This is a genomic window from Halorubrum ejinorense, from assembly GCF_039522565.1.
GTDB lineage: Archaea > Halobacteriota > Halobacteria > Halobacteriales > Haloferacaceae > Halorubrum > Halorubrum ejinorense.
This window is the reverse complement of sequence record NZ_BAAADQ010000001.1, coordinates 84181-110982: the sequence shown is the minus strand read 5'-3', so window position 1 is coordinate 110982 and position 26802 is coordinate 84181. Positions and strand designations below refer to the sequence as shown.

The 26802-nt window shown below is 69.6% G+C and carries 25 protein-coding genes; 13 read left to right on the top strand and 12 right to left on the bottom strand.

Going from position 1 to position 26802, the window contains the following annotated elements:
* The first annotated feature begins 45 nt into the window (after window positions 1–45).
* Together carA and surE are read left to right on the top strand one after the other, a co-directional pair.
* The gene (carA, locus tag ABDZ89_RS00570) at window positions 46–1107 is read left to right on the top strand and encodes a glutamine-hydrolyzing carbamoyl-phosphate synthase small subunit (protein ID WP_343775516.1); all 1062 of its coding nucleotides are present in this window, start codon (window positions 46–48) and stop codon (window positions 1105–1107) included.
* 184 nt (window positions 1108–1291) lie between these two features.
* On the top strand, window positions 1292–2161 hold the full coding sequence (gene surE, locus ABDZ89_RS00565) for a 5'/3'-nucleotidase SurE (RefSeq protein ID WP_343775514.1): 870 nt from the start codon (window positions 1292–1294) through the stop codon (window positions 2159–2161).
* A 33-nt stretch (window positions 2162–2194) separates the two neighbouring features.
* On the opposite strand, the gene ABDZ89_RS00560 is transcribed toward surE, so the two are convergent.
* Complete coding sequence (locus ABDZ89_RS00560; protein WP_343775510.1) at window positions 2195–2434, bottom strand: hypothetical protein; 240 nt, start codon at window positions 2432–2434, stop codon at window positions 2195–2197.
* A gap of 354 nt (window positions 2435–2788) precedes the next feature.
* Here ABDZ89_RS00560 and ABDZ89_RS00555 point away from each other — a divergent pair, with 354 nt between their 5' ends.
* Entirely contained in the window at window positions 2789–4561 is a 1773-nt protein-coding gene (locus ABDZ89_RS00555) for a glutamate--tRNA ligase (protein WP_343775508.1), read from the top strand.
* A gap of 77 nt (window positions 4562–4638) precedes the next feature.
* The gene (locus tag ABDZ89_RS00550) at window positions 4639–4968 is read left to right on the top strand and encodes a 4Fe-4S dicluster domain-containing protein (protein ID WP_343775506.1); all 330 of its coding nucleotides are present in this window, start codon (window positions 4639–4641) and stop codon (window positions 4966–4968) included.
* Between the two features lie 426 nt (window positions 4969–5394).
* On the opposite strand, the gene tmcA is transcribed toward ABDZ89_RS00550, so the two are convergent.
* Window positions 5395–7704, bottom strand: coding sequence for a tRNA(Met) cytidine acetyltransferase TmcA (tmcA, locus tag ABDZ89_RS00545; protein WP_343775504.1), 2310 nt, complete (start codon window positions 7702–7704; stop codon window positions 5395–5397).
* A gap of 141 nt (window positions 7705–7845) precedes the next feature.
* On the opposite strand from tmcA, the gene ABDZ89_RS00540 reads away from it, so the two are divergent.
* A complete protein-coding gene (locus ABDZ89_RS00540; protein ID WP_343775501.1) occupies window positions 7846–8292 on the top strand; it encodes a UPF0179 family protein in 447 nt (148 codons plus the stop codon).
* Between the two features lie 27 nt (window positions 8293–8319).
* Here the strand turns inward: ABDZ89_RS00540 and ABDZ89_RS00535 are convergent, their stop codons facing one another.
* Window positions 8320–9045: a guanosine phosphorylase gene (locus ABDZ89_RS00535; protein WP_343775499.1), complete on the bottom strand. Its 726-nt coding sequence runs from the start codon at window positions 9043–9045 to the stop codon at window positions 8320–8322.
* A gap of 186 nt (window positions 9046–9231) precedes the next feature.
* On the opposite strand from ABDZ89_RS00535, the gene ABDZ89_RS00530 reads away from it, so the two are divergent.
* The 5 genes from ABDZ89_RS00530 to ABDZ89_RS00510 all read left to right on the top strand — a co-directional run bounded on the left by ABDZ89_RS00530 (window position 9232) and on the right by ABDZ89_RS00510 (window position 14098).
* A complete protein-coding gene (locus ABDZ89_RS00530; RefSeq protein WP_343775497.1) occupies window positions 9232–9420 on the top strand; it encodes a hypothetical protein in 189 nt (62 codons plus the stop codon).
* Between the two features lie 98 nt (window positions 9421–9518).
* A complete protein-coding gene (locus tag ABDZ89_RS00525) occupies window positions 9519–11003 on the top strand; it encodes a PKD domain-containing protein (RefSeq protein ID WP_343775494.1) in 1485 nt (494 codons plus the stop codon).
* Window positions 11004–11350: 347 nt separating this feature from the next.
* Window positions 11351–12694: a hydroxymethylglutaryl-CoA synthase gene (gene hmgB, locus ABDZ89_RS00520; protein WP_343775491.1), complete on the top strand. Its 1344-nt coding sequence runs from the start codon at window positions 11351–11353 to the stop codon at window positions 12692–12694.
* Window positions 12695–12840: 146 nt separating this feature from the next.
* Window positions 12841–13296: a 30S ribosomal protein S19e gene (locus ABDZ89_RS00515; protein ID WP_343775489.1), complete on the top strand. Its 456-nt coding sequence runs from the start codon at window positions 12841–12843 to the stop codon at window positions 13294–13296.
* A gap of 358 nt (window positions 13297–13654) precedes the next feature.
* Window positions 13655–14098, top strand: coding sequence for an MOSC domain-containing protein (locus ABDZ89_RS00510; RefSeq protein WP_343776231.1), 444 nt, complete (start codon window positions 13655–13657; stop codon window positions 14096–14098).
* A 79-nt stretch (window positions 14099–14177) separates the two neighbouring features.
* Here the strand turns inward: ABDZ89_RS00510 and ppc are convergent, their stop codons facing one another.
* A complete protein-coding gene (gene ppc / locus ABDZ89_RS00505) occupies window positions 14178–16880 on the bottom strand; it encodes a phosphoenolpyruvate carboxylase (protein ID WP_343775487.1) in 2703 nt (900 codons plus the stop codon).
* A gap of 226 nt (window positions 16881–17106) precedes the next feature.
* On the opposite strand from ppc, the gene ABDZ89_RS00500 reads away from it, so the two are divergent.
* Both ABDZ89_RS00500 and ABDZ89_RS00495 read left to right on the top strand, forming a co-directional pair.
* Window positions 17107–17946 carry a ubiquinol-cytochrome c reductase iron-sulfur subunit gene (locus ABDZ89_RS00500; RefSeq protein ID WP_343775484.1) on the top strand — a complete coding sequence of 280 codons (840 nt, stop codon included), beginning with the start codon at window positions 17107–17109 and terminating at the stop codon, window positions 17944–17946.
* Window positions 17947–18090: 144 nt separating this feature from the next.
* Window positions 18091–18423: a DUF8113 family protein gene (locus tag ABDZ89_RS00495; protein WP_343775482.1), complete on the top strand. Its 333-nt coding sequence runs from the start codon at window positions 18091–18093 to the stop codon at window positions 18421–18423.
* A gap of 23 nt (window positions 18424–18446) precedes the next feature.
* Here ABDZ89_RS00495 and ABDZ89_RS00490 read toward each other — a convergent pair whose 3' ends face one another.
* The 4 genes from ABDZ89_RS00490 to ABDZ89_RS00475 all read right to left on the bottom strand — a co-directional run bounded on the left by ABDZ89_RS00490 (window position 18447) and on the right by ABDZ89_RS00475 (window position 21922).
* On the bottom strand, window positions 18447–18896 hold the full coding sequence (locus ABDZ89_RS00490) for a DUF8060 family membrane protein (RefSeq protein WP_343775480.1): 450 nt from the start codon (window positions 18894–18896) through the stop codon (window positions 18447–18449).
* Complete coding sequence (locus tag ABDZ89_RS00485; RefSeq protein ID WP_343775477.1) at window positions 18893–19909, bottom strand: DUF7490 domain-containing protein; 1017 nt, start codon at window positions 19907–19909, stop codon at window positions 18893–18895. Before ABDZ89_RS00485 ends, ABDZ89_RS00490 begins: the two co-directional genes overlap by 4 nt.
* Window positions 19910–19978: 69 nt before the next feature.
* Complete coding sequence (locus ABDZ89_RS00480; protein WP_343775474.1) at window positions 19979–20509, bottom strand: DUF5817 domain-containing protein; 531 nt, start codon at window positions 20507–20509, stop codon at window positions 19979–19981.
* Window positions 20510–21049: 540 nt separating this feature from the next.
* A complete protein-coding gene (locus ABDZ89_RS00475) occupies window positions 21050–21922 on the bottom strand; it encodes an inositol monophosphatase family protein (RefSeq protein ID WP_343775472.1) in 873 nt (290 codons plus the stop codon).
* Window positions 21923–22039: 117 nt separating this feature from the next.
* On the opposite strand from ABDZ89_RS00475, the gene ABDZ89_RS00470 reads away from it, so the two are divergent.
* On the top strand, window positions 22040–22297 hold the full coding sequence (locus tag ABDZ89_RS00470; protein WP_343775470.1) for a hypothetical protein: 258 nt from the start codon (window positions 22040–22042) through the stop codon (window positions 22295–22297).
* A 136-nt stretch (window positions 22298–22433) separates the two neighbouring features.
* On the opposite strand, the gene ABDZ89_RS00465 is transcribed toward ABDZ89_RS00470, so the two are convergent.
* The 4 genes from ABDZ89_RS00465 to priS are packed head-to-tail and all read right to left on the bottom strand — an operon-like array spanning window position 22434 to window position 26737.
* The gene (locus ABDZ89_RS00465; protein WP_343775467.1) at window positions 22434–23684 is read right to left on the bottom strand and encodes an MBL fold metallo-hydrolase; all 1251 of its coding nucleotides are present in this window, start codon (window positions 23682–23684) and stop codon (window positions 22434–22436) included.
* A gap of 25 nt (window positions 23685–23709) precedes the next feature.
* Window positions 23710–24399, bottom strand: a complete 690-nt coding sequence (locus ABDZ89_RS00460) for a DUF998 domain-containing protein (protein WP_343775465.1) — start codon at window positions 24397–24399, stop codon at window positions 23710–23712.
* 9 nt (window positions 24400–24408) lie between these two features.
* Window positions 24409–25566 (bottom strand): DNA replication complex subunit Gins51, encoded by a 1158-nt coding sequence (locus ABDZ89_RS00455; RefSeq protein WP_343775463.1) that lies wholly within the window; start codon window positions 25564–25566, stop codon window positions 24409–24411.
* Window positions 25567–25573: 7 nt separating this feature from the next.
* The gene (gene priS, locus ABDZ89_RS00450) at window positions 25574–26737 is read right to left on the bottom strand and encodes a DNA primase small subunit PriS (RefSeq protein WP_343775461.1); all 1164 of its coding nucleotides are present in this window, start codon (window positions 26735–26737) and stop codon (window positions 25574–25576) included.
* Window positions 26738–26802: the final 65 nt, after the last annotated feature.

The following is a 26802-nucleotide window of genomic DNA, read 5'->3' as shown; positions in this document are numbered from 1 at the left end:
CTTCGAACGACGCATTTATTACCTTTTGAGCGTACGTTTCTCGTAATGTCGGACGCCTACATCGCGCTGGCCGACGGACGCGTGCTCGAAGCGCGCGCCCGCTCGCCGGGGCGCACCCGTGGCGAACTGGTGTTCACGACCGCGTACACCGGCTACGAGGAGTCGCTCACCGACCCCTCCTACGCCGAACAGATCCTCACCTTCTCGTACCCGCTGATCGGGAACTACGGCGTCCGAAGCGAGCGATTCGAGTCCGACTCGGTCCAGCCGCGCGCCGCGATCGCCCGCGAGCTGACCGACGACGTCGCCGACTGGCTCGCCGACGAGGACGTGCCCGCCGTCGACCACGTCGACACCCGCGAGATCGTCACCACCGTCCGCGAGGAGGGGGCGATGGCCTGCGGGATCGCCGCCGGCCCGGACGCGACCCCCGAGGACGCGGTCGCGGAGATGGAGGCGTGTAAGCCGATGAGCGACCACGTCGACATCGGCGCGCAGGTCTCGGTGACCGAGCCGACCGTCCACGAGGGCGACGGGGACGCCACCGTCGCGCTGCTCGACTGCGGCGCGAAGGGCTCTATCATCTCCTCGCTCACCGAGCGCGGCGCGGACGTTCACGTCCTCCCGTACGACGCGACCCCCGAGGACGTGGCCGCCGTCGAACCCGACGTACTCTTCGTCTCGAACGGCCCGGGCGACCCCGAGAACTTCGTCGCGGCCCAGGAGGTCGTCGACGCGTTCGCGGGCGACCTCCCGCTTGCCGGCATCTGTCTCGGCCAGCAGGTGATCACGAGCGCGCTCGGCGGTTCGACCGAGAAGATGGCGTTCGGCCACCGCGGCGTCAACCAGCCGGTCAAGGACCTCCGCAGCGACAAGGTCGTGATGACCACCCAGAACCACGGCTACACGGTCGCGGACACCGGCCCGCTCGAGGTCACGCAGGTGAACGTCAACGACGACACCGTCGAGGGGCTCGACAGCGAGGAACTCGACGTCATCACGCGCCAGTACCACCCCGAGGCGAACCCCGGTCCGCACGACTCGCTCGGCTTCTTCGACGAGGTGCTGGCGATGGCGTCGTCCTCGCGTCGAATCGCCGCCGACTGACTCCTCGCCACGCCCGCCGTTCGGCCCCGCTCCCCGGTTCCCTCCGCTGACCAATCGGAGTACCACCCGGCCGACGTTCGCTGTCCTCGCGCCGCTCGCGTCCCTCGCCTCACCCGGCCCTCGACTCACCCGGCGGTCGCCGGAGACCGGCGACGTTTTCTCTCGTCCCCTCGCACGGTCGCGTATGCCAACCGAGATCCTGCTCACCAACGACGACGGGATCGACGCCGTCGGGATCCGGGCGCTCGCCGACGCGCTGTCGCGCGAGTACGACGTGACGGTCGTCGCGCCCGCGACGAACCAGTCGGGCGTCGGCGGCGCGCGCTCGTGGTGGGAGACGACGGTCGAGTACACCGAGACGGACCGCGGCTACGCGGTCGAGGGGACCCCCGCGGACTGCGTGGCGGTCGCGGACGTGGCGCTCGAACTCGACCCCGACGTCGTCGTCTCCGGCTGTAACCACGGGCCGAACATCGGCGCCCACATCCTCGGTCAGTCCGGGACCGTCGGCGCCGCGATGGAGGCCTCCTTCCTCGGAACGCCCGCCGTCGCGGTCTCGCTGTACGACCGCGGAAACCTCCCCGTGCCGCCGACGCTCGACACCGGGGACTTCGCGGTCGCCGGCGAGGTCGTCGGCGACCTGCTCGACCGGATCGACGACGGTCGACTCCCGTTCGGCGCCGACGTGTTGAACGTTAACGTCCCCGCGGCTGACGACGAGGCGGCGGTCGAGCCGACCTACCGACTGACCGAGCCGGCCCGGGGCTTCGACGTGATCGAGTTCCGCCCGGGCGAGGAGGGACCGGAAGACGAGAACGTCCCCGAGGGCTGGGAGTTCGGCGAGCGCCGCGGCGAGATGGGGATGGAGCTCCGCGACCGCTTCTGGCGGGAGTTCCTCCGCGGCGACGTCGCCGACGATCCGGGGTCGGACCGGCGCGCGGCGGTCGAGGGCGAGGTGAGCATCTCGCCGCTGTCGAGTTCGCGCGCGGTCGCCGGCGAGCGGGCGGGCGACCTCGTCGACTCGGTTCGCGGCGCCGAGACGGGCGCCGATTAGCTCCGACGAAACCCCACGGACCGGAGAAACGGGTCAGCGACGCCGTCGGGGTCGCCGCTGACCGCCGGCGAACTCGGCGGCGAGCCGCCCGAGGTACCACACCACCACCAGTCCGATACCGAACCCGACGCCCAGCGCGGCGAGCAACTGGAGCGGAGAGGGGTCCAACTGGAGGGCGAGCAGCGGCGGCGAGGCGGTGACGATCGCGAGCAGTACGAGCTTGATCTTCCGGTTCCCGGCGTCTCGCTCCGCTTCGGAGATGGGTCCTACCACCGCGACCCCCTCGACCGCGTTCCGACGACCGTCGACGCTACGCTCATGGCCGAACCACGACCCCGGCGACCATCAACCCGGCGAACCGGTTCGGCCCGTCGCGGTCGCGACCGACGAACCGCGCCGTTCGCCTCTTCGCGGTAATAAGTCTCGCGACCGTTCACGGTGGTATCGGAACATTACCGCCGTGAACGGTCTCGGCGGTTTAAGTCCGTCCGACGGTTTCCTCCGACTACCCCTACCCGCCGTCCCGGGCCGCCGGGCGGACGCGCCGAACCGAGCCGTGCGTCGGTCCGGGACACCCCTGACCGCCGTTTCGCGGCGTTTTTGACCCGACCCCGACAAGCCACGCCCATGGACGACGAACTCCGCGAGCGCGTCGCGGCGGCCGGCGAGGCCGCGGCGCTTTTCAACGCGCTCAAACACGGCAGCGACCCGGACGTGGGCGCGATCATGGGCCCGATCATGGGCGAGAACCCCGAGTTCCGCCCGCACGGCGACGAGATTCCGGGCGTCCTCGCGCCGATCGTCAACGAGGTCGGCGAGATGGACGAGGCCGAGCGCCGCGACCGGCTCGGCGAGCTCGCGCCCGAGCGGCTTGCGGAGCTGGAGGCGGACGACGAGGCGGACGACCGCGTCCTCCCCGACCTGCCGAACGCCGAGGACGGCGAGGTCGTGATGCGCGCCGCGCCGAACCCCAACGGCCCGTGGCACGTCGGTCACGCGCGGATGCCCGCCGTCATCGGGACGTACAAGGAGCGCTACGACGGCGAGTTCATCTGCCGGTTCGACGACACCGACCCGGAGACGAAGCGGCCCGACCTGGACGCGTACGACGCCATCTTGGAGGACATCGAGTACCTCGGCTTCGAGCCCGACCGCGTGCTGAAAGCGTCCGACCGGCTGGAGACGTACTACGATCACGCCCGCGAGCTGATCGACGCCGGCGGCGCCTACACCTGCTCGTGTTCCGGCGAGACGTTCTCCGCGCTCAAAAACGACGGCGAGGCCTGCCCGCACCGCGACAAGGACGCCGAGACGGTCCGCGAGGAGTTCGCGGCGATGGTCGCCGGGGAGTACGACTCCGGCGAGATGGTCCTCCGAGTCCGGACCGACATCGAACACAAGAACCCCGCGCTGCGCGACTGGGTCGCGTTCCGGATGATCGACACCCCGCACCCGCGCGAGGCGGCCGCCGACTACCGCTGTTGGCCCATGCTCGACTTCCAGTCGGGCGTCGACGATCACCTCACGGGCGTCACGCACATCATCCGCGGCATCGACCTGCAAGACTCCGCGAAGCGCCAGCGCTTCGTCTACGACTACTTCGGCTGGGAGTACCCCGAGGTGCTCCACTGGGGCCACGTCCAGGTCGACGAGTACGACGTGAAACTCTCCACGTCGACGATCAAGGAGCTCATCGAGCGCGGCGACCTGACTGGCTGGGACGACCCGCGCGCCCCGACGATCCAGTCCATGCGCCGCCGCGGCATTCAGGGGCAGGCGCTCGTCGACTCGATGACCGAACTCGGGATGTCCACCTCCGACGTCGACCTCGCGATGTCGTCGGTGTACGCGAACAACCGCGATCTCGTCGACGACGAGGCGAACCGCTACTTCCTCGTTCGCGACCGCGAGGACGATCCCGCCGTCGAACTCCCGATCGTCGACGGCGACGTGCCCGCGCCCGACGCGGGTCATCCGCGGTTCCACCCCGAACACCCTGAACGGGGCGAGCGCGAGGTCCCCGCCGGCCGGGTGGCGGTCGAGTCTTCGGACCTTCCGAGCGAGGGCGAGCGCGTCTGGCTCAAGGGGTACGGCTGCGTGCGGTACGACGGCGACGAGCTCGCGGCCCTCGACGCCGACATCGAGGTGGTCCGCGAGGGCGACGTGGACGTGATCCACTGGGCGCCCGTCGACGAGGGGCTCGACACGCTCCTCCGCACCGTCTCCGGCGACGTGCGTGGCGTCGCCGAACCCGCGGTCGCCGACGTCGATCCCGATACGGTCGTCCAGTTCGTGCGCGTCGGGTTCGCCCGGATCGACGGGTTCGACCCCGAGGCGACCGACGAGCCCGACGGGCCGAACGGCGAGGAGGACCTGCTGGCGTACTACGCGCACTCGTAGCGCGGTGTCTCGCCCTCCGACCGACCGAATTCGTTCGCCGCGGAGTTTAAACCCGCGACCGGCGAACGACGGGTAAGATGGCCATCGACTCGAACTTCGAAGCGAACCGCGAGCGGGTGGGCGAAGAGGACGGCGTCGCCGTGTGGGGGCCCGTCGAACCCCCGGAGAAGCAGGGCATTCGGGGCACCCACGTCGCGGTCGACTTCGACATCTGTCTCGCCGACGGCGCCTGTCTGGAAGACTGCCCGGTCGACGTCTTCGAGTGGGTCGACACGCCCGGCCACCCGGAGTCCGAGCGCAAGGCGAACCCGATAGACGAAGACCAGTGTATCGACTGTATGCTCTGTGTCGACGTCTGTCCGGTCGACGCCATCGACGTCGACCCCGGGCGCGAAAACCGGTTATAAATCGCCGTTGGCGGCGTGGTGTCGACTTCTCACGTCCGAGTTGTTCTTTTATAAAGAGTCGACCGCGGATCGACGGCCAACCCCGCCAAAGTCCCAGCAGCTCGGCTATACGGCTCTGACTGAGAACCGGCGGTGAACACCGCTGAAGCCCCAGCCGTGAGGACGGCGCACGCTCGTTGTCGCCCGAAAATCTTCGATTTTCGGGATGACGAGAGAGCTTCGCTCTCTCGAACCACGCGCTTCAGTGGCTCGCTCCGCTCTCCTTCCAGTGCTAACGTCGCCTGCGCCGTCCTCACGGCTGCCCCTTCGAGTCCCGCCCCGCACAGCACTGCCCCGCGCCTCACGCCTCCCCAGCCTCGTCGCCGGTGGCTACGCCGCCGGCGACGCCACCGCAGATCTATTCATAAGTAGTCGTCGCCGGTTCGCTCACTCATTCATAAATCGCTCCCGTTCCCCCCGCGCGAACTCGGTCCCGTAGCGCTCGACGAGCGGGACGTAGGCGTCGCCGAGCGCGCGCAGACACGCGCCCGTCGAGACGAATCCGAGGTCGGCGGCGACCGCCTCGGACGGGCGTCCCTGTAACACCTTCTCGACGAGCAGGCGCTCCTCGCGCTCGCTGAGGGGGTCGTCGTCGCCCTCGGGGCCCTCTATCAGCGCGGCGAGCGCGAGGTCGCGGAACGCGCCGGGCGCCGTGTCGTACATCCCCGGGCCGAAGGAGGCGCCGACCACCGAGCGCCACTCCGTTTCGGTGAGATCGACCGGGACGGGCGCGGGACACGCCCGGAGCGCTCCCCGGATCACGTCCGGGTCGACGCCGCGGTGCGCGTCGGAGAGGCCGTCGCGCTCGCGGTCGCGGAAGGCGACGGCGTGACGGTCGAGCAGGTCCCGTCCGGCCGCCGTCTCCGGGCGGAGCATGACCGCGGAGTGTTCGCCCGAGGCGTCGTTGCGCGTCGTCGAGAGGTGGACCGTCCCGTAGCCCGCGCGCCCCCAGAACCGGAGCAGTCGCGGCGTCGCGCCGTAGCCGACCGAGAAGTAGTCGACGGGATCGGTCTCGCCCCCCTCTGCCCCGAACTCCGCGTGGACCTCGTCGAGCAGCCGCGAGCCGAACCCCGCGTCCCGGAGCGCGTGGTGGGTCGCGATCCGGACCGTCCGCAGCCCGCGCGGCTCGGCGGCGCTCTCGTCGCGGAGCTGACTCGTGAGCACGTCGGGGACCATGTTCCCGCGGACGCGCTCGCCCTCGTACATCCGCCGTCTGGTCTCGGCGTCGAGCCCGCCCTCGCGAGCGAGCAGCGCGACCGCGACGACGCGCCCCTCGACGAGCAGCGCGCGCGCCACGAGGTTCGGGGCGTCGAGCAGCCGCGCGAGGTCGTTCGGCTCCGTGCGGTAGTGAGCGGCGACGAGCAGTCCGAACGCCTCGGAGAGCAGGGTCTCGTCCGCGAGCAGGTCCTCGGTCGGGAGCCGTCGGCACGTCGCCGCCTCGACCGTCGCGTCCGCGACCGCGGCGTCGACCGCGGGGCGGGCGTCCAACAGCAGTGCGCGCGCCGCCCACGCCTCAACCGGGTCGTCGCGTGCGTAGCGGATCGGCTCGTCGAGCCGCACGTCGCGGACCGCGAACGACGAGTCGAGGAGCCGCTCGTGGAACCGGACCGCGAACCCGCGGCCCGCGCCCTCGTAGCCGTGGACCGTCGTACAGAACGCGACGGCCGGGGCGTCGAGGAACGCCTCCAGCAGGCGAACCGGCAGCGCCGCGGCCTCGTCGACGATCACGGCGTCGACCTCGCCGGCGACGTCCGCGGCCGCCGCCGGGGTCAGGAACCGGACTCGGCCGCCCGCGGCGGTGCGAAGCTCGCGCCCGTCGTCCCCCCCGATTTCGTCGTCGCCCTCGTCGGCCTCGCTTTCGATCAGCTCTCGCGCTCGCGCGAACACCTCCGCGGCGTTCCGGAACGCGGGCGCGGTGACGAGCACGTCGTCGCCCCCGAGCGCGAGCGCGCCCGCCGCCAGCCCGGCCGCGCTCGACTTCCCGCGCCCCCGGTCGGACTCGACGACCACGGCGGAGCCGGGCTCGGTCAGCGTCTCGAAGGCCCGCAGCGCTCGCGCCTGATCGCCCGTGAGACACGACTCGTACGCGGTCGCGGGGAACGCCGCGTCCGGCGGCGCTCCGTGCGACGCGGCCGTGTCGGCGCCTCGGTTCTCCGCGTCCCCACCGTCGGCTCCGGTGAGCCCGTCGCGTTCGAGAACGTCCGCCGCGCCACCGTCGCCGAGCGCGACGATCCCGATCCCCGGGTGCGTCCGGAGCGTCTCGACGAGGCGCTCGCGGAACCGACCGGTCACGTCGTCGCGGCCGTACGGCGGGACCGCGAGCGACTCGTCGAAGCGGTCGCGGGTCGCCGGCCACTCGTCGAGCGCGGGCGTCAGGAGGATCAGGAGGCCGCCGCCGTCGACCGCGCCGACCGCGCGGCCGAGCGCGTTCGGGACGAACCGCTCGTGGCAGTCTAAGACGACCGCCTCGCGGGTGCGCCCCAGCAGTTCGTCGGCGTTCCGCGGGCGCGTTTCGTCGAACCGGAACCCCTCGCGCGTCGAGACGAGCGAGACCGCCTCGTCGTCGACCCCGAGCGACTCGACCGCGTCGTACGCCGCGTCGACGCCGCGGTCGCGGCCGCCGGCGAGCACGAGCACGCGCCGCTCGTTCGTCCGCCGGGCCTCGGCGCGTAGCTCCCGCGTGACCTCCGCGATCATCTCCCTCGTGGTTGCCGAGGGGCGGTCATGTGTCTTCCCCTCCGGGCGCGCCGCGCTCCGGACGACGACAGCCGGCTCGGTCAGTTTCCCCTGCCCGGTGGAGGCGGGAGGCTTACGGCCGCTCGGCGCGTCGCCTCGGACATGACGACGGTCACGCTCATCGGGACCCGGCTCGCCGACGTGGGCCGCGAGTTCGTTTACCAGGGCGAATCGACGGACTGCGAGGGGTGTCCCTACCGCGGGCAGTGTCTCAACCTCTCCGAGGGGACCCGCTACCGGGTGACCGGCATCCGCGAGAACGCGCAGACGCTCGACTGCGCGGTCCACGACGCCGGCGTCCGCGCGGTTGAGGTCGAACCCGCGTCGGTCCCGGTGAACGTCCCGTCGAAGCGCGCGTACGCCGGAAGTAAGGCCTCGCTCGCGGGCCCCTGCCCGCACACCGAGTGTCCGAGCCACGGGTACTGCGTCCCGGACGGGGCCGACTTCGACGAGGAGCGTGTCATCGACCAGGTGCTGGGCGAGCCGCCACACGAGACGTGCGCGCTCGACCGAGACCTGACGCTCGTGGAGTTCCGCGCCGAGGAGTAGCGGCCGTTCCGGTCGCGTCCGGGTCGGCTACAGCGACGCGACCGCGTTCAGCGTGATCCGGATCGCGCGTTCGACGTTGTCCTTCGCCTTCTCCGGCAGTTCGTCGTCGGAGTCCGCGCCCTTCTGCGAGCCCGCCACGAGGTTGCCGTCGACGGTACAGATAGCGCCCGCGGCGAGGCCCTTGCGCCGCGCGAGCGAGAAGACGGTCGCGGCCTCCATCTCGATCGCGAGCAGGTTCGCGTCGTTCCAGTCGTCGACGTACTCGTCGCTCTCGTTGTAGAAGGCGTCGTCCGAGACGATCGGCCCGACGTGGATCTCCTCGTCGTTGTCCTCCGCGGCCCCGACGAGTCCGGTGAGCACGTCGTAGTCCGGGACCGCGGGGTAGTTCGCGGACTCGTACCGCTTGCTCGTCCCCTCCTCCTTGGCCGCGCCCGTCGCGACGACCATGTCGCCGACCTCCATGTCGGCCTGCAGCGCCCCGCAGGTGCCACACCGGACGAACGTCTCGACGCCGACCCGCGAGAGCTCCTCGACGGCGATGGCGGCGGAGGGGCAGCCGATCCCGGTCGAGCAGATCGTGAGGTCGGTCCCCTCGTAGCTCGCGTTGACGACCTTGTACTCGCGGTTCTCCGCGACGACCTCGCTGTCGTCACAGAGGCCGGCGATCCGGTCGACGCGGCCGGGGTCCCCGGGGATGACCGCGATATCGTGGACGTCGCCTTCTTCGACCAGCAGGTGCGGCTGTTTCGCCATACGCGCGGCAACAGCCGCCGCGCGCAAAAACCGACCGGTCGGCGGGCGCGGTGAGGCTCACCAGCGCATTTTGATATCGCGGTATGAGATTTACGAGCGGTCCGAAACGGTGTCGTCAGCGCCCTCGTTTCGCCGGTCGGTCCCGTCGATCGACCGTTTTACCCGCCGACTCCGTCAGGTCTCGGTATGCCAGACGCCTCCGCAGACCTCGGCTCGACGCTTGCTGCCCTCACGGCGGCGTTCCTGCTCGTCACTGCCGCGGCCGGGACGCTGCTCGGCTTCAACTGGACGCAGGCGGTGTTGCTCGGCGGGATCGCTGCCGTCGTCGCGGCCGCGTCGGCGTGGCTGACGGCTCGGCGGGCGGACGCGGACTGAACCCGTCAGCCGCCCCGCGTTCCGGCCGCGGGTGAGCGAATATCGGGACTGAGAGTCCGACGGTGGCATTTATACCTACCCGCCGTCGACACCGCACAATGCGATTCAGTCGCGACCGTCGGGGCCAGTCGGTCGTGGTCGGGACGGTGATCCTGTTCGGGTTCCTGATCGTCGCGCTCTCGTTGTATCAGGTACAGATCGTTCCGCAGGAGAACGCGGAAGTCGAGTTCCAGCATTTCGAGGAGGTACGAAACGATCTGGTTGATCTGCGGGCCGGTATCCTGACTGCGGGTCAAGCTGATACCCCTCAATTCAAATCAGTCGAGTTGGGAACGAACTATCCAGTTCGTCTCTTCGCGATCAATCCGCCTCCACCGAGCGGAACGCTTCGAACTAGTGACTCGTACAACGTAACGATAACTAACGGATCCACCAATGTCTCAATTCCCTCTCGATTCGTTCGATACCAACCCGGATACAACGAGTTGTCACGCTCTCCGATACGGTACGATAATTCCGTTCTCTACCTCGACGCTCGCGAAAACGGTGGAAATATTGCCGTCATCGAAGAGCAAAGTATCGTCGATAACTCAACCGTTCGACTCACACTGCTACAAAATGAATTTCGACGCAGTGGCACACAGCAGGTAAATGTCGAACTCTACCCGACCGATACGCTATCTTCAGAGGACATTCCGGCCGGAGATCTCAATATAACGCTCCCTACCCGGATCAACGGTTCGGAGTACTGGGATGGGGCAATCGGTGATGAGCCAGTCTACACCGGCGTCAAGAACGACCACTACGACAGTGAGGTCCACGCGCTTACTCTCCAAGCAAACTCGAGCGAAGTCCGAGTGAATACAGTCGGTATACAGACGAAACCCAACGAAGGTGGGGCAAAAGCAAACATCCAGTCACCCACTGTCACAGACCCTAGTGAGCCTGACTCACAGATCTCAATGCGGGTTGACGACCTCAGCAACCGACGGGACAACAACCCCGAATTCTACGTCTCGTACGAGTTTAGTGGGCAAGCCGACACCGTTGAGATCTCTGCGTCTAGTACTTCTTCAACCGCAAGCGACTCCGTCACCTCTCCGGACACCAGAGGTGGCGTCTCGCTTACTCCTAGCTTCGGCGACGACGAAGAATTCGCCGTAATCGTCAGAGCGATCGATGGAGGAAGCACAGTCGCTCAGCGAACCATATTCACATCTGCTGACACACAAAACCCGACAGAAAACGACGATCTATCGCGTTCGGGAAGCGCCACCATCGACGCCTTAGACATCGAGGACCGTTCGAATCCGAGTAGCAATAAAGTTCGTTACAGGTTTACATACGATGTCTCTCCCGGCGGGTCATTCTCCGAAATTAGGTTCGACGTGCTCAGTCGCGACGGTAGTGGTGCGTCCGGTTCGACGACTCGCACGCAGCGTAGTGCGAACAATATCGACGTTAATCCGGGCGACGGGACGAATAGTCCGTATAAGATCTCGGTCCTTGTATTAGACACAGATGGAGTTGTCGTCGACAGTCGCATCACTGACGACTCCGCTGACGATAACGACCCTCCCTGAATGTACCATCCACAGTTCGAATCAGGGGCGTTCTCGACCGTTTTCATGACTAATACGCCTCTGCCCGGAAATAACGCGTGAACCTGACCGAACAATCGAGAGAGAACGTCCAGCCACGACGACCGTCAAAGTCCGGTCGCAGCGACCGTACCGGTCGTAGAAACTCATGCTGGCGGCTTACTGACGAGGAGCGCGGACGAGGTAGTTCACCAGCTGACGGTCATTTTCGAGCGGTTGGTGTACCGTTCGATCCCGAACTCGCCTGACGGCCGGTCCCTCTCAACTTTCCACGATCGACGTAAACCACCATCGACAAAGCCATATGGCGGCCGTATGAACGACCGTGTATGACCGCAGTCGGGATCGACGGCATCGAGATCTGGACCGGGAAGCTCAAACTCGACCTGCCGGGCACGTTCGCGCCGGAGAAGGGCGACGACCCCGAGAAGTACACGAAGGGGCTCGGACTCACCAACTCCTCGTTCCCCGACGTGTACGAGGACATCGTCACGATGGGCGCGAACGCCGCGAAGCGGCTGATGGACCGCAAGGGGCTCGTTCCCGAGGACATCGGGCGGATCGACGTCGCCACCGAGTCGGCGTTCGACCATTCCAAGCCGGTGTCGACGTACATCGCCGGCTGCCTCGAACAGGTGTACGACGGCGACTTCACCCACGCCAACAAGGGCGAGCGGAAGTTCGCCTGTCTCGCCGGCACGCAGGCCATCGACGACGCGTACAACTGGATCCGCGCCGGCCGGAACCGCGACCGACCCGCGATCGTTATCACGACGGACACGGCGCTGTACGCCCGCGGTGACCCCGGCGAGGCGACGCAGGGCGCCGGCGCCGTCGCGATGTTGATCGACGAGGACCCCTCGATCGTCGAGCTGTCGACCGATCAGGGCTACGGGTCGAAAGACGAGACGGACTTCCTCAAGCCGAACCAGCAGTTCCCCAGCGTCGACGGGAAGCGGTCGGTTCAGGTGTACCTCTCCCGGATGCGCGAGGCCCTCGAAGACTACGAGTCGGTCACGGACGCCATCGAACTGGAGGACTTCGTGTACGCCCCGTTCCACACCCCGTTCCCCGGGATGGTTCGGAAGGCGGCGCTGTTAGCGTACCGGCACGTCATCCGCGACACCGCTCACGAGGACGCGCTCGCCGACGAGATCGGCCGACAGCCCCGAGAGGAGGAGTTCGACGACCGCGAGGCGTACGAGGATGCTATCCGCGGGTACATGGACGACCTGAAGACGACGGAACAGTACCAGACGTGGTACGACACGGCCGTCGAGCCGACCCTGGAACTCTCCCGTGAGGTCGGAAACTGGTACACGAGCTCCGTCCACATCGCCCGCGTCAGCGCGCTGCGCGACGCGCTCACCCGCGACCGGGAGTTCGTCGGGAACACCCTGCTCGTCGCCTCCTACGGCTCCGGCGCGCAGGCCGAGATCCACGCCGAGACGATCCGCGAGGGGTGGCGCGAGGAGATCGAGGGCCTCGACATCGACGACCAGCTCGACGACCGCTACGACCTCTCGTGGGACGAGTACGAGGACGTCCACGACGTCCACGAGTACGACATGGACGTGGAACGCGAAATCGAGGAGTTCACCCAGCCGGACGGGGAGTTCGTCTTCACCGGCTGGGGCCGGATGAACGAGCGGATGTACGACTACGTGGAGTAGTCGCCGCCGCGTCTCGCTGAGCGGTCTCGCCGCCCCTTCCGCGATCCGCGAGTCCCCCGCAGCGGCCCGCAACCCCGTGAAAACGGCTCACACGGTGTGTGGCCGATACGATGGTTTTAAACGACGCTGGCGTGAATCGACACCCAATGGTAACCATCTACGACGTGCCGGCGGACGACCTCATCGAGGCCGTCGCCGCGCGACTCGAGGACCGGATCGACGAGCCCGACTGGGTCGAGTTCACCAAGAGCGGCGCCGGCAAGGAGCTCCCGCCGGAACAAGAGGACTTCTGGTACGTCCGCTCCGCGAGCCTCCTCCGGAAGGTCGCCCAGAACGAGCCGGTCGGCATCGAGCGGCTCGCGACCGAGTACGGCTCGAAGAAGCGCGGCTCGAACCGCTACTCCGTCCGCCCCGGCGAACACGAGGGCGGCTCCCGAAAGCTCATCCGCTCGGCGCTTCAGGCGCTCGAAGACGACGGGCTCGTCACCATCGCGTCCGGCGAGGGTCGCCGCGTCTCCGACGAGGGCGAGGCGTTCCTCTCCGAGGTCGCGACCGAGGTCTTCGAGGATCTCGACCGCCCGGAACTCGAACGCTACGCGTAACGCGGTCTCTCCTCCGACGTTCGTTCTCCCGCTGAACCGACGGTTTATTGTTCGGTTTCTGCTGTCTCACCCGCTTAGCGACCGCTGTTCCTCGCTGCGGCGGTGATCGGCCGCTCTCACCTTGTACATTGAATATCGCTATATCAAATGCTGTCGGGGCGGCGATCTCGTCTGCGGACCGGACCGGTCGGAGCGTCGGGGTCGCTGCCGGTCGGCGTTCCGTCGCTCAGTGGACCGCACGCCGCGGCGTGGCCCGCCACCGGGGAGTCAGGTTCTTCGCGCTCCGACGCGTGTCGGCGTCCATGACGCAGGGGGAGCCACGGCGACGAACGGGAACCGAGTCGGCGCGGTCGAGCGCATCCACACCGCCTCGGGGACCGGCGGTGATCCGGAACCGAGGGAGGCCGTCGAAGCGGTCGCGGACCGCGGACTCCGGGGTGACAGCTACTTCGACGGCGACGGGATCTACAACGAACGGGAGGAGTTGAAGCCGAGCGACGTCACGCTGATCGAGGCGGAGGCGCTCGCGGCGGCGGCCGCGGAGTTCGATGTCGACCTCGGCGCGGGCGCCCATCGGCGCAACGTCACGACGCGCGGCGTCGCGCTCGACGAGCTCGTCGGCGAGCGGTTCCGGGTGGGTGAGGCCGTGCTCGAGGGAGTCGGCCGCTGTGAGCCCTGCGGGTACATGGCGTCGCTCGCGGACCAGTCGGACGCTGCGACCGCGCTCGACGGTCGCGGCGGGCTCGACGCCCGCATCGTCGAGTCGGGGACCGTGGCGGTCGACGACGACGTGATCCGGTAACGGGGGCCGTTTCGGGGTCGGCGCCGACGGCTGTCGTGACGCCGTGGAAGGCTACGCGGCCGACCTCGTTCGACCCCTACTATCCGGTGTTCTTCATTCCGGCGGCGATGCCGTTGACCGTGAGCCGCAGGGTTCGCTCCTCTTCGTCGGTGCGGTGCGTCCGGCCGAGCAGGTTCGCTTGCAGGAGGTTCAGCGGGTCGACGTAGGGGTTCCGCCGGTCGAGGCTCTCTTCGAGCCACTCGCGCCGGAGGAGCTGGTCGCGCCCGCTGATATCCAAGACGAGTTCGCGGCCGCGCTCGTACTCGCCGACGAGTTCGGGGAAGAAGCGCTCCCGGAGTTCCTCGTCGGCCAGGTCGGCGTACTCGGCGGCGATCTCGGGCTCGGTGCGCGCGAGCGCCAGCGAGGCGTTGTCGAGCGTGGTCCGGAAGAACGGCCACTCGTCGAACATCTCGCGGAGCGTCTCCATCCCCTCGTCCTCGCCGACCTCGTCGAGGTAGGCGTCGATGCCGGAGGCGATCGCGTACCACCCGGGGAGGATCAGCCGGGTCTGGGTCCACGAGAACACCCACGGGATGGCGCGGAGGTCCTCGACGCTGCGCTCGCCCGACCGCGAGGCCGGCCGCGAGCCGAGGTTGAGATCCTCGACGACCGAGATCGGGGTCGCCTGTTCGAAGTAGGAGACGAACCCGTCCGTGTTCAGCAGGTCGCGGTACGTCTCGCGGGCGGCGGGCGCCATGGTCTCCATCGCCTCGACCCAGCGGTCGGGGACGTTCTCGACCGGTTCCTCGTTCGCCTCCTTCCGGGCGCGGATCTGCGCGTCGAGCATCTGTTCCAGTTCGCGCTCGGCGATCCGCGGGTTGGCGTACTTCTCGGCGATCGCTTCGCCCTGCTCGGTGAACTTCACCTGTCCGGTGACGGTCTCGTTCGGGAGCGCGGTCAGCGCCTCGTTCATCGGGCCGCCGCCGCGCGAGATGGAACCGCCGCGGCCGTGGAACAGTCGGAGGGTCACCTCCTCTTCGCGACAGAACCGGGCGATCCGACGCTGGTTCTCGTAGAGGTCCCAGTTCGCCGCGAGGAAGCCGTTCTCCTTGTTGGAGTCGGAGTAGCCCAGCATCACTTCCTGGACCTCGCCGCGGGCCTCCAGCGCGGTCGCGTACGCCTCGTTCTCGAAGAGGGTGCCGAGGATGCGCTCGGCGCCGTTGAGCGCCGACTCGGTCTCGAGCAGCGGGACGACGTCGACCGCACAGTGGTCGGGCAGCGAGACGACGCCGACCTGGTCGGCCAAGAAGAGCACCTCGAGGACGTGGCTGGGCTCCTCCGTCATCGAGATGCAGTAAGTGTCTATCGCCTGCTGGCCGTACTCCTCTTGCCACTCCGCGAACGACGCGAACCGCCGGAGGACGCGCTCGGTCGTCTCCGAGACGTCGCCGGGCTCGTCCACGTCGACGACCGGCTCGTCCTGGAGGATCGCCTCCGTGAGGAAATCGACGCGCTCGGACTCGTCCATCTCCCCGTAGTCGACGCCCTCCGTGGCGACCGCCTCGGCGACGGCCTCGGTGTGGTTCTCGCGGTGGTCGCGCAGATCGAGCGACGCCAGCGTGAGCCCGAACGTGTCCACCTGCCGACGGAACGGCTCGACGAACGACTCCAGCACCGACTCCTGCCCGTCCTCGCGCAGCGACTCGGCGATGACGTCGAGGTCGTCGAGGAACGCGTCGCCGTCGGGGTACTCGCCCGGGCGCACGTCGTTGACGCGGTCGAGCCGCTCGCGCATCAGCCGGAGCTTCTGGCGGTACGGCTCGTCCGGGTAGCGCTCGCGGGCCTCCTCGACGACGGTCGGGAACCGCTCGGCGTCGGCCGCGAGCGACCGCGCCAGGGCGTCGCCCTTCGCGTACCGGTCGCCGTCCTGACTCAGGACGGCCGAGAGCCGCTTACACCGGTCGCGGTACTTCTCGACGGCGACCTCGCGCTGGCGTTCGAGCGTCTCGTCGGTCACCTCGGGCGTGACGAACGGGTTGCCGTCGCGGTCGGAGCCCGCCCACGAACGGAACTCGAAGAGCTTGGGGCAGTCGATGTCGTCGTACTCCTTCGAGATGGTCTCCTCGAACTCCTCGTAGGCGTCGCCGACGACATCGAACAGGGTGTTCTCGAGGTACCACTGGACGTTACGCGCCTCGTCTTCCGGCTCCGGGGGTCGCTGCCGGACCTGCCGGGTGCCCCACAGGCTGGTGACCTCGGCGGAGACGTCGCGCCAGACGGCGCGCCGCTCGCGTTCGGTGAGGTTGCGTTCGTCGAGCTCCTCGAGGTGGTTCGCGATGGAGCGGAGCTTGGACTTCACGGTCGACCGCCGCGCCTCGGTCGGGTGGGCGGTGAACGTCGGCTCGATGAGGACGTCCGCGAGCAGCTCCTCTAACTCGTCGGCCTCGACGCCCGCCTCGGCGAACTCGGCGATGGTCGCGTCGAAGGAGTCGTGGAGGGCGGAACCGTCGTCGGCGTTCCGGACCGCGCGGACCCGCTCGCGTTCCTCCGCGAGGTTGATGAGCTCGAAGTAGGTCGTGAACGCCCGGGCGACGACCTCCTCGCGGGTCGTCGAGAGGCCGTCGACAGTTTCGTGGAGGGCGTCGCGGTCCGAGGCGTCCCCGCGTCGGTACCCGATCGCTGCGTTGCGGAGCGCCTCGACGGTCTCGTACGCATCGGTCGAGGCCTGTGCGGCGAGAACATCCCCCACCAGCGCCCCGAGTTCTCGAACGTCCGTCCGCACGTTCCGATTGTGCAACTTCATACCACACGTCTCCGGGTGCCGGGGGTTAAAAACCGCGGTCTAGACGAATGTTTGCCTCGGCGCCGAGTAAATTCCGCACGAAAGTTCCTGTGGGTCGGTGACGCGCCGACCGTACGGCCGTCGGTGAACCCGGCCGCTACTTCGATGGGAGCGGTCGCGGCGCGTCGATTCCCGCCGCGATGGAGGGTTCGTCACCCTTTTTACCGATCCACCCTCAGTTCCGGCCATGAGTGCGTCCGACAAGTATCCGTCAGAGTCCGGCCGGCGCCGCTTCGTGAAGGGCGTCGTCGGCGGCGCGGCCCTCGCGGGGGTCGGCGCGATGGGGTCGGCGACCGTGAACACCCTGACGACCGCCGGCGGCGTCGGGGGCGGGTCGACGATCGCGACGACCATCGCGAAGACCGGCGGTCCCGCGCCCCGCGGCCTCCCGCAGATCCCGCTTCAGGTCAACGACGACGGGTTCATCGAAGGCATCTGGCCCGAGACGACGACCGTCACCCAAGAGGGACAGGAGATCGAGGTCGCCCAACAGGACCTCGGCGGCAAGACCTACGCCGGCGCGTGGTTCCAGTACTGCGGCGTCGAGTCTCAGGAGAACGTCCAGCCGAACTTCGAGTCCGATAACGTGTTCCGGTCCGCGAGCGGCCCGCCGTACGACTGGCAGTCGGAGACGTACTCGGCCGGCGACAAGATCCACGTCGACGACTTCGAGGACTACACCGAGTGGGGCAACGGGATCGGCAGCGACGGCGTCGGTAAGCCGGCCTCCGTCACGTGGCGCTCCGAGGACGCCGACACGAACCTCAACGCGGTCGTCATCCGCTCGCCGCAGATCGAGGAGGCGGCCAAGAACGACGAGTGGCTCCAGGCCTCGACCGATCAGGGATTCCTGGCGTACCTCAACGTCTGTACCCACTTCTGTTGCATCCCGGGCTACAAGGTGTTAGGCGAGTCCGCCCGCTACGACGCGGCCGACGGGACCTACTGCGTCTGTCACCAGTCGGTGTACGACCCGTTCACCTTGGAAGAGTCGCTGTTCATCGCCCGCCCCCGGCCGGAGGAGTAGCGCCGCGTCGCGCTCGCCGACCGGTCCGGTCCCCGCCCTTCTCTGCTCTTTCACCGTTCGAACCCGAGTTCGACCCCTGTACGGGCCTTCACTCGACTCGCCGTCGCCACGGCGCTTTTACCGCCGCCCGTCCGAGTCGCGGGTATGAGCGACGACACCTCCGGAGACGACGACGCCAGCGACGACGAGTTCGAGACGGAACTCGCCCGCGCCCGCGACCTCCTCGACGGCGACGGGATCGACGCGGTCCACGTCGGCGTCGTCCGCGACGGCGAGGTCGACACCACGTTCGCCCAGCGCACCGACGACGAGCCCGACGGCGCCGGGCTCAGGGCGCTGGCGCTGCTCGCCGCCCACGTCCGACTGGTCGCCGCCGAGGCCGGCGTCGAGCCCTCCACCGTCGCCGGCGACGCCGCGACGCTCGCCGGACAGGTGGAACAGATCCCCGCGGACACCGACCAGATCCCCGACGAATAGCCGCCGACCGCTTGCCGTGAGGGCTACTCGCCCGAGCCGCCGGACTCCGTCGCGCGGATCCGACGGAGCTGGTGGGCCACGCCCGCCAGCGCGACGAGCAGGACCGCGAGGTTGAACACCGCGAGCGCCGCGGACTGGTACGCCGAGTCGAACCAGATGCGGATCGCGTTCCCGGACTGGCTGTAGAACCCCCAGCCGGCGACCACCGCGAGCAGCGACAGCGCCGCGAGGCCGACCCGGTCGAGCAGTCCCCGGAGGCGGTCGGTCGAGAGGCGAGTGACCCCCGACGAGTCGGCGGCCTCTCGCTCTTCGTCGGTGTCGGTGCGGCCGGGGGCGGTCGCCGTGCGGTCGGTCGCGTCGGTGTCGTCCGTCATGTGTTGTGATGGGTCGCGGTCTCGACTGCGGTCGGTCGGTTCGCCGCTCGATCCGAGCGGGTCCTCGCTCGCGTTGTCCGCGGGCGGGTCGGCGGTCATCGTCGCCTCCGTGCGGTCAGCGCCGCCGCGAGGAGCGCGACGAGCGCGACGACGGGACCGAACCCGGGCGTCGAGTCGTCGCTGGCGTCCGGGCTCTGGTAGCCGTCGTCGCCGGCCCCGTCGTCTCCCGCCTCACCGTCCTCGCGCTCGAAGTCTTCCACGGAGAACTCGACGTCGCGGACCGTCTCGTCCGCGGTGATCGTCTCGCGGGGGTTCAGGTTCGCAACGCCCTGGGTCTCGTCGACGAGCACGTCGTCGTCGAACAGCGCGGCGTCGACGTAGTAGTTGTACCCGGCGGGGACCTCCACGGTCGCCGTCACGGTGTCGGTGCGCCCGGGGCGGACGGTGCCGACCGTCTCCGTCGCCTCCGCGGCGATCACGTTCGACTCCGACTGCCGGAGGAGCACGCGGAGGTCGACGTCCTCGGAGGCCTCGTCGCCCCGGTTCGTCACGGACACCGACGCCGACAGCGTCGCCGTCCGGTTGTCGGCCTCGACGACGCTCACCGCGACAGTGGGCCAGACCGTCCCATCTGTGAAGCCGACCTGCGTGTCCGCGTAGTCGGGGGTGAGCGCCGCGACGCCCGCGATGCGGGTCGTCTGCTCCTCCCGGCGCTGGCCGTCGGCGAAGACGACGGTCTCGATGCGGTAGCCGCCCTCGCGCTCGATGTCGACGGTGCCGTTGACGGTGCGTTCGCCCTCGTAGTCGACGTCGCCGACCGTGACGGTCGTCTCGTCGACGAGGAGCCCCGACTCGCTGCCGATCGCGCGGTGGCGGACGGTGACGTTCTCGACGGCTCCGCCCCGGTGCCGGAGGTCGGTCCCGAGCCGGAGCTCCGCGGTCTCGCCGCGTACCTCGCCGGGCGCGACCGTCGCGCCCGCGATGTCGATCCGTCCGGGAGGCTCGTCCGTCTCGCGCGGGTCGGTGAGCGCGTCGGGCGCCGCGACGGCGCCGACCGCCCCGAGGACGAGGAGGGCGACCGCGGCCGTCAGGAGGGCCGTGCGGGTGTCCATGTGCGACCCGTTACGAGCGTAATATAAGTGCTTTGTCCAGTCGCCGGTCCGGGCCCCGCGAAACCGGGCTTAGAGGGCGCGATACCGGCCGTTCGACTCGGTGAGCTCGCCGCGGCGCGCGAGGCGGGTCAGGATCTCGCGGGCCTTCTCCGCGGGGACCCCCGCCTCGCTCGCGCGGTCGACCACGGCCGCCTCGGTGGGCTCGTCGACCGCGTCGACCGCGTCGCGGACGACCTCGGTCCGGCTCCGCGAGTCGCCGCCGCCGCCCGCCGCCCGGTCGCCCGCCTCGTCGACCGCGTCGGCGTCGATGCCCGACGCCTCCAGGTACTCCCGGTCGTTGACGCCCGCGTCGTCGACGGCGGCCTCGAGGTCGGCGACGTGGTCGACCTCGGCGAACGCCGCGCTGTCGCCGCGCTTCTTCGCGAGCAGCGCCGACCGCGCCTCGCGGGCGGCCGCCCGGTCCTCGGACTCGAAGAAGCGCTTGAGCTTGGCGGTCCGGTGGGTCTTCCCGCACCGCGAGCACTTCGCCGTCTCGCTCGTCTCGGGGTCCGTGACCAGCCACATGTTGGCGCACTCGTTGCAGCCGACGACCGCGTACATACGCCCCGGTTCGCCGGCCCCGGATTTGAACCCTCGGCTCCGGAATACGACCGCTCCATTAACCACCCAACACCATGCCGCGGCGCGTGCCGACGAGCGCTCGAAGGGCGCGAGTCGCACGCGCGAGGGAGTCGGGCGCTCCGAGGGCGACCGAAGGGAGCCCGAAGGATGCGCCCGACGAGGTTGGGGAGGCGTGAGGCTGCGGTTGCGGTGCGGTCGGGCGGGACTCAAAGGGGTAGCCGCGTGGAGGGGGCACGCTCGCTGTCGTTCGAGACGCCTTCGGCGTCTCGTGATGACGAGAGAGCTCCGCTCTCTCGAACCACGCTCCTCAGTCGTTCGCTTCGCTCACTCCTTGCGGTGCTTACGTCGCCTGCCCCCCCTCCACGCGGCTGGGGCTTTGGAGGCGTTCTCCACCGATCCGCTGTCAGATATTTATAAACGAGCGGCTGGGGATTCGGAGGTCTTCACCGTCGACCGATCGCCAGCCTCGGCTTGGTTCCCATCGACACGAAGTCGACTCGCGACCGCCCCGAAAATCGCTTACGAGTCCGATTCGATCTCGTTCGCGGCCGCGAGCACCTCGTCGTGGAGGGTCCCGTTCGAGGCGACGAGCCCCGTCGAGTCGTGGCGCCAGCGGTCCCCCTCCAAGTCCGTCACGCGACCGCCCGCCTGCCGAATGACGAAGACCCCCGCAACCGTGTCCCACGGGTTCGCGCGGAGGTTCGTGAGCGTTCCCTCCAGCCCGCCGGCCGCGACGGTCGGGAGGACGACCTGCGCGGCGCCGAACCGACGCATGTCCGAGAAGCGGGTGACGATCGCCTCGCAGGCGGCCGCGTACTCGTCGCGGGCGTCGTAGTCCCACCAGATCGTCGGGTCGACGGTCGCGCGTCGCGGGTCAGCGGTGTCGCTGACGGAGATCGGCTCGTCGTTGCGGTACGCGCCCGTGGCGTCGGCGGTGTAGGTGTCACCGAGCGCGGGCGCGACGATTGCGGCCGCGACGGGCTCGCCGTCGACGACGGCCGCGACCGCGGTCGCCCACACGCGGATGTCGCGCACGTAGTTGTTCGTGCCGTCGATGGGGTCGATCACCCACGCGGCTCCCGCTTCGGGGACGGTCTTGCGCTCGTCCTCCTCCTCGCCGACGACCGCGTCGTCGGGGAACGACTCGCGGATCGACTCGATGACGGTGCGCTGGGCGGCGCGGTCGGCCTCCGTCACCACGTCGTCTTCGCCCTTCGTCTCCACCGCGATGTCGCTGCGGAAGCTCTCGCGGGCGACGGCCGCGCCCGCCTCCGCGGCGCGTCTCGCGACCGCGGCGCGCTCGGCGACGTCGTCCGCACGGTCCGCGACGGGCGGGGCCGCCTCGGCGTCCCGTCCGGCCGCGTCGGCGTCGGACTCGTCTGGATCGGTCATGCCCCCGGTCGGCTCTCCGACGGCGTATAAACGTCGATCCGCGACCGGGCGCGAGTCGGAATTAACTCAGTTCCGAATCCGAGTACCTATAAGTAGTTCCAACCTGATGAGACGTATATGGAACCTCAGGAAGCGGTCCGTCAGCTCGAGTACACCATCGACGCCTCGCTCGACGAGATCGGTCAGCGCGCCGCCGCGGGCTACCGGCCCACGTTCGAGCGCGTGGCCGAGCGCGCGGACGGAAGCGTCGTGTACGACCTCGCGGGCGAGCTCTCTCAGGAGGTCGTCGACGGCTCTTGCCCCACGCCCGCGGAAGCGAACGCGGTCGCCGAGCGCGTGCTCGACGACTGGGCGTACACCGACGGCGGGGAGTAGCGGCTTCCGGCCCCGCTAAACCGGTCTGAGGACCCAGTTTTTTCGAAATCGGGATCCCCGGTCATTGTTGCTCGAGCGTCGGCCGTCGCGCGACGTTCGTATCGACTGTCTTCGGTTCTCGCCAGTGTGACCCGCCTCACACCTCGATCCGCTCCCCGATCTCCGGCGCGCTCGCCGCGACCCCGTCCGCACGCAGGTCCGCGGCGAACGCTTCGCACCGGTCGCCGTGGTTCACGAGCACCCGCGCGTCGCGGTACTCCTCGAGGAACGACTCCAGTCCACCCCGGTCCGCGTGCGCGGAGAAGTCGTACGACCCGACCCGCGCGCTCACGGGCTGAACCCGCCCGTTCAACTCCAACTGACCGCGGTCCTGTAGCTCGCGTCCCGGCGTCCCCTCCACTTGGTACCCCGTCAGCGTCACCAGGTTCGTCGGGTTCGCGCGGATCTCGGGGAGATACGTGTGGACGGGGCCCCCGGCGAGCATCCCGGACGTGGTGACGATCAGCGCGTTCTCGGCCGCGATCCGCTTCCGCTGGCCGTCGCGTCCCGTGACGAACCGCGCTCGCCCCATCGCCTCGCGGAACGCCTCCGGGTCGCGCAGGAACGAGGGGTACCGCCGGAGCATCTTCGTCACGCCGACGCCCATCCCGTCGACGTACGGCGTGAGCCCGTTCGCGGCCGCGACGAGGAGGAGCTCCTGCGTCCGACCGATGGCGAACGCGGGCGCGACGACGGTCCCGCCCTCCCACGTCGTCCGCTCGACGCGGTCGCCCCACGACGACTCCACCGCGGCGCGGTCCTCGTGGGTCACGTCGGCGTAGGTGGACTCGCACACCACGACGTCGGCGTCGGGCCGCGCGGTCGTCCCCGCGACGAGGCGCTGGTCGTCGGTGTGGAAGTCGCCGGTGTACAGCAGCCGCGTCTCCCCGTCGTCGACGAGGACGTGTGCCGACCCGGGGATGTGACCCGCCGAGAACAGCGTCACCTCGTAGCCCCCGTCGTCGACCCCGCCGGCGACCGCGAACGGCTCGTCGTATCCGTGACGGCGTTCCACCTCGCCCAGCCGAGCGACGTGTTCGGCGCCGAACGGACACAGCGGGCTGTTGCCGTGGAGCTTTAGCGTGTCCTCGGCGAGGGTCCGCGCGAGCTCGCCGGTCGGCGGCGTCCAGTGGATCGCGGGCCGCCGGTCGCCCTTCAACAGCGCGGGGACGGCGCCGACGTGGTCGAGGTGCCCGTGCGAGACGACAACCGCCTCCGGCTCGGGGTCTCGGACGGGGTACTGCGGCGGCTCGGCGGTCATGAGTCCGTAGTCTACGAGTAGCGCGCCGTCGACCAGGAGGGCGCTCCGGCCGACCTCGCGGGCACCGCCGAGGAACTCCAACTCCATCGATCGCCCGTAGCCACCCGCGCGGTTAGTGTTCGTCGGTCGGGCCCTGTGACGCGCTCTGACGGGGCCGAACCGCCTCGACGACGGGCGCCGGTCCGACGACCCACACCCACGCGGCGAGCATGAGCGCGCCGGGCAGCTCCGGCAGCGCGAGCCCCGTCACCGGCCACCACCCGGCGGCGAACGTCGCCCAGACCGCGACGTGAGCGACGGCGAACGCGAGCGCGACGCGGCCGGTCGTCCGGTCTCGCCTGAGCCAGCCGTCGACCGCGAAAACCAGCGTGATGAGCCCGTAGAACCCGACCGCGGCCGGTCCGTGTAGCGGTTCGGTGAGATCGAAGACGCCGACCCCCGCCATCGCGACCATCGACAGCGCGAGGAGGAGCGTTCGGACCGCGCCGCCGACTCGCTCCATCGTCCCGTCGCCGCGGCCGCTCGTCTCGGCGAACGCGAGACCCGCCGCGTAGCACGCGCCGACGGCCCCGCCGCCGATCAGCCCTCGGTTGAACGCCGCGGCGCTCCGCTCGCGGACCCCCAGATCGGAGAGCGCGTCGGTCGTCCACGAGAAGGTCGGGTCGAGCGAGACAGCGAGCGCGATCCCGCCGAGCGCGAGGAGCGTCGCCGCGGCGCCCAGCAGGGCCGCGACGCGCTCGATTTCGCGGTCACCGGCGCTGCCGCCGGAGTCCGACCGATCACCGCCGAGAAGAGGCGGCATCGACCGCGCTCAGTCGATGCGCTCGGCCGCGTCGCGCTGGACGAGCGGGTCGGCGTTCTCGACCGGGAGCGACACGACGTCCTCGCTCGCGAGGTCGTACTCCCGCTCGTCGACGCCGAAGATGGCCCCGACGTCGCGGGTGATCCGCACGGTCGTCCGGTCGGTCGACGCGTCGGACCCGGCGCCCGGAGCGGCGCCCGCCGGTGATTCGGGCATCGAGCCACCGTCCGTGGTCGCTCCCGGGCCCTCTTCCGCGTCGTCCGCGGGAGCGTCGGCCGTCAGCCCGTCGGCCTCGCCGGTGTCGTCGGTCTCGTCGCCGACGCCGACCGCTCCCGGCGGTGCCGGTTCGGGGGGGACCGGCGTTTCCGCCTCCCCGTCCGAGGCCCCGTCCCGTGTCGTCTCCCGGGGGCCGGTTTCGGCGTCGTCCGGGTCCGGAGCGCTGGATACCGCGTCGCCGTCGGCCAGGTCTGTCGAGCCGTCGCCGCCGGTCGGGTCTCCTCCGTCGCCGCCCATCGCACCGGCGAGCGCGCCCGCGTCGGCGGACGCGCTCGCGTCGGCGGACGCGCCCTCTGCGTCAGCCGTCTGCGAGCCCGCACTCGTCGGCTGCCGGTCGGTCGACGCCGACTCCCGGGCGGCCGGTGTCGGCTCCGAACCCGCGCGGTCCGCCTCCGCCCCGCTCGCCTGCGCCGACTCCTCCGCGAGGGGCGGGGCGTCCGCCGTTCCGGGCTCGTCCGACACCGGGGTATCGTCCGGCACTGGAGTATCGTCCGACACCGGAGACTCGCCGGCGAGCACGTCGAGCACCTGCGATTTGTTCGCCGTGATGCGCTCGACGAGGTCGTCGAACAGCCGGCGTTCCTCGGCCGTCATCCCGTCCTCGTCGACCGACATGTCTGCCGCGGCGAAGGAGGCGAGCTTGACCACCTTCCCGACGCGCCGCTCGTAGAGCGCCTCGGCGACCTCTTCCGCGGTCTCGACCTCGTCCGAGAGCCGGCGGATGTCGTCGTCCTCGAAGGGGTTCTCCACCTGCTCGGCCCGGCGGTCGCGGGCGGCGCGCAGGTCCGCGACGTACGCGCCCACGTCGTCGTAAAACGAGTCTCGCAGGTGCTGGAGGCTGTCCTTCCGGCGTTCCTTCGCCTGCGCGGAGCGGAGTTCGTCGAGGTTCATTCGTCGGTCATGGTTCGGGGGCTTTCCGCGCCTCGCCGCGGGCCATCAGGAAGACCCCCGCGTACTCGGGCACGGTGTTTCTACCGGATTGGACTGTAACGCGCTCATCGTTTAATTCTACCGTCCGGTCGGCCTCGGTCTCGATCCGGATCTCGCGGCCGACGAACCGGTCCGGGACCGCGTCGCGCAGCGGCTCGAAGTCGTCGAGTTCCTCGCGGTCGAGCGGCGTGACGACGAGTCCCGAGCCGCCGTGAAGCGTTCCGGGCAGCCTGATGAGCCGACGGGTGTCGGTGGTGACCGGCTCGTCGATCGGTGCGGCGTCCTCCGCGGCGACGCGGGCGGCGAGCGCGGAGACGAGCCGGCGCACGCCCGGGCCGCCCGCCTCGACGTTGCCCTCGCGGACCGCGGTCGGGTTCCGTTCGAACGCGCCGCGGATCGTCTTCGCGCGCCCGTCGCCGATCCCGTCGAGCTCCGTCAGTCGCTCGCGCGCCTCCTCGTCGTCCATCTCGCGGAGGTCGTCCGCGTACTCGATCAGGGCGTCGTGGACGCGCGCGCCCCAGCCCCCCTCGGTCCGAAGCACGCGCTTCGTCGTCCCGCGGTCGGAGACGGTCCGGATCAGGCCGTCGGTGTCGAGGTCGATGGCGCGCACGTAGTCGACGATCTCGCGGCGCGCGTCGCTGTCCAACTCGCGGACGCTCTCGTCGCGGACGTGGACGTGGTATCCCCGGCCACCGGAGAAGACGACGGTCACGTCCTCGAACGCGAAGTCGTCGTCGATGAAGTCTAAAAGCCGCAGGAGGGCGTCCTTGCACGCCGCCAGCATCTCCGGGTAGGAGGTGGTCTCGGGGTCGACGCCCGGGAGGTGGTCGGCGTCCAAGTCGAAGACGAGGTCGGCGTTCCGCCACCCCTTCTGCCCCATCGTCGCCGCGCCGGGATCGTCGTAGCGCGCGGCCGAGAAGTAGGCGTGGCGGGGCGCGTTGTCCGCGAAGAACGTGTCGACGTCGCCGAGGTCGAACAGCGACTGGTGGCGGACCATCGTCGTTCCGGACCCGGGCGTCCACGGGATGTGGCCCCACTCGCGGAGGTTCGCGTCGGGCGGGAGCGACAGCGAGACCGACCGGTAGTAGTCGCCGAACCGCCCCCGGAGGTACTCGCGAGTCCGGTCGTTCATCGTCTCCCTTCGTACCCGCGGTCGACGTATCAACGTTACCGTTCGCGGGCGACCGTCGACGGTAT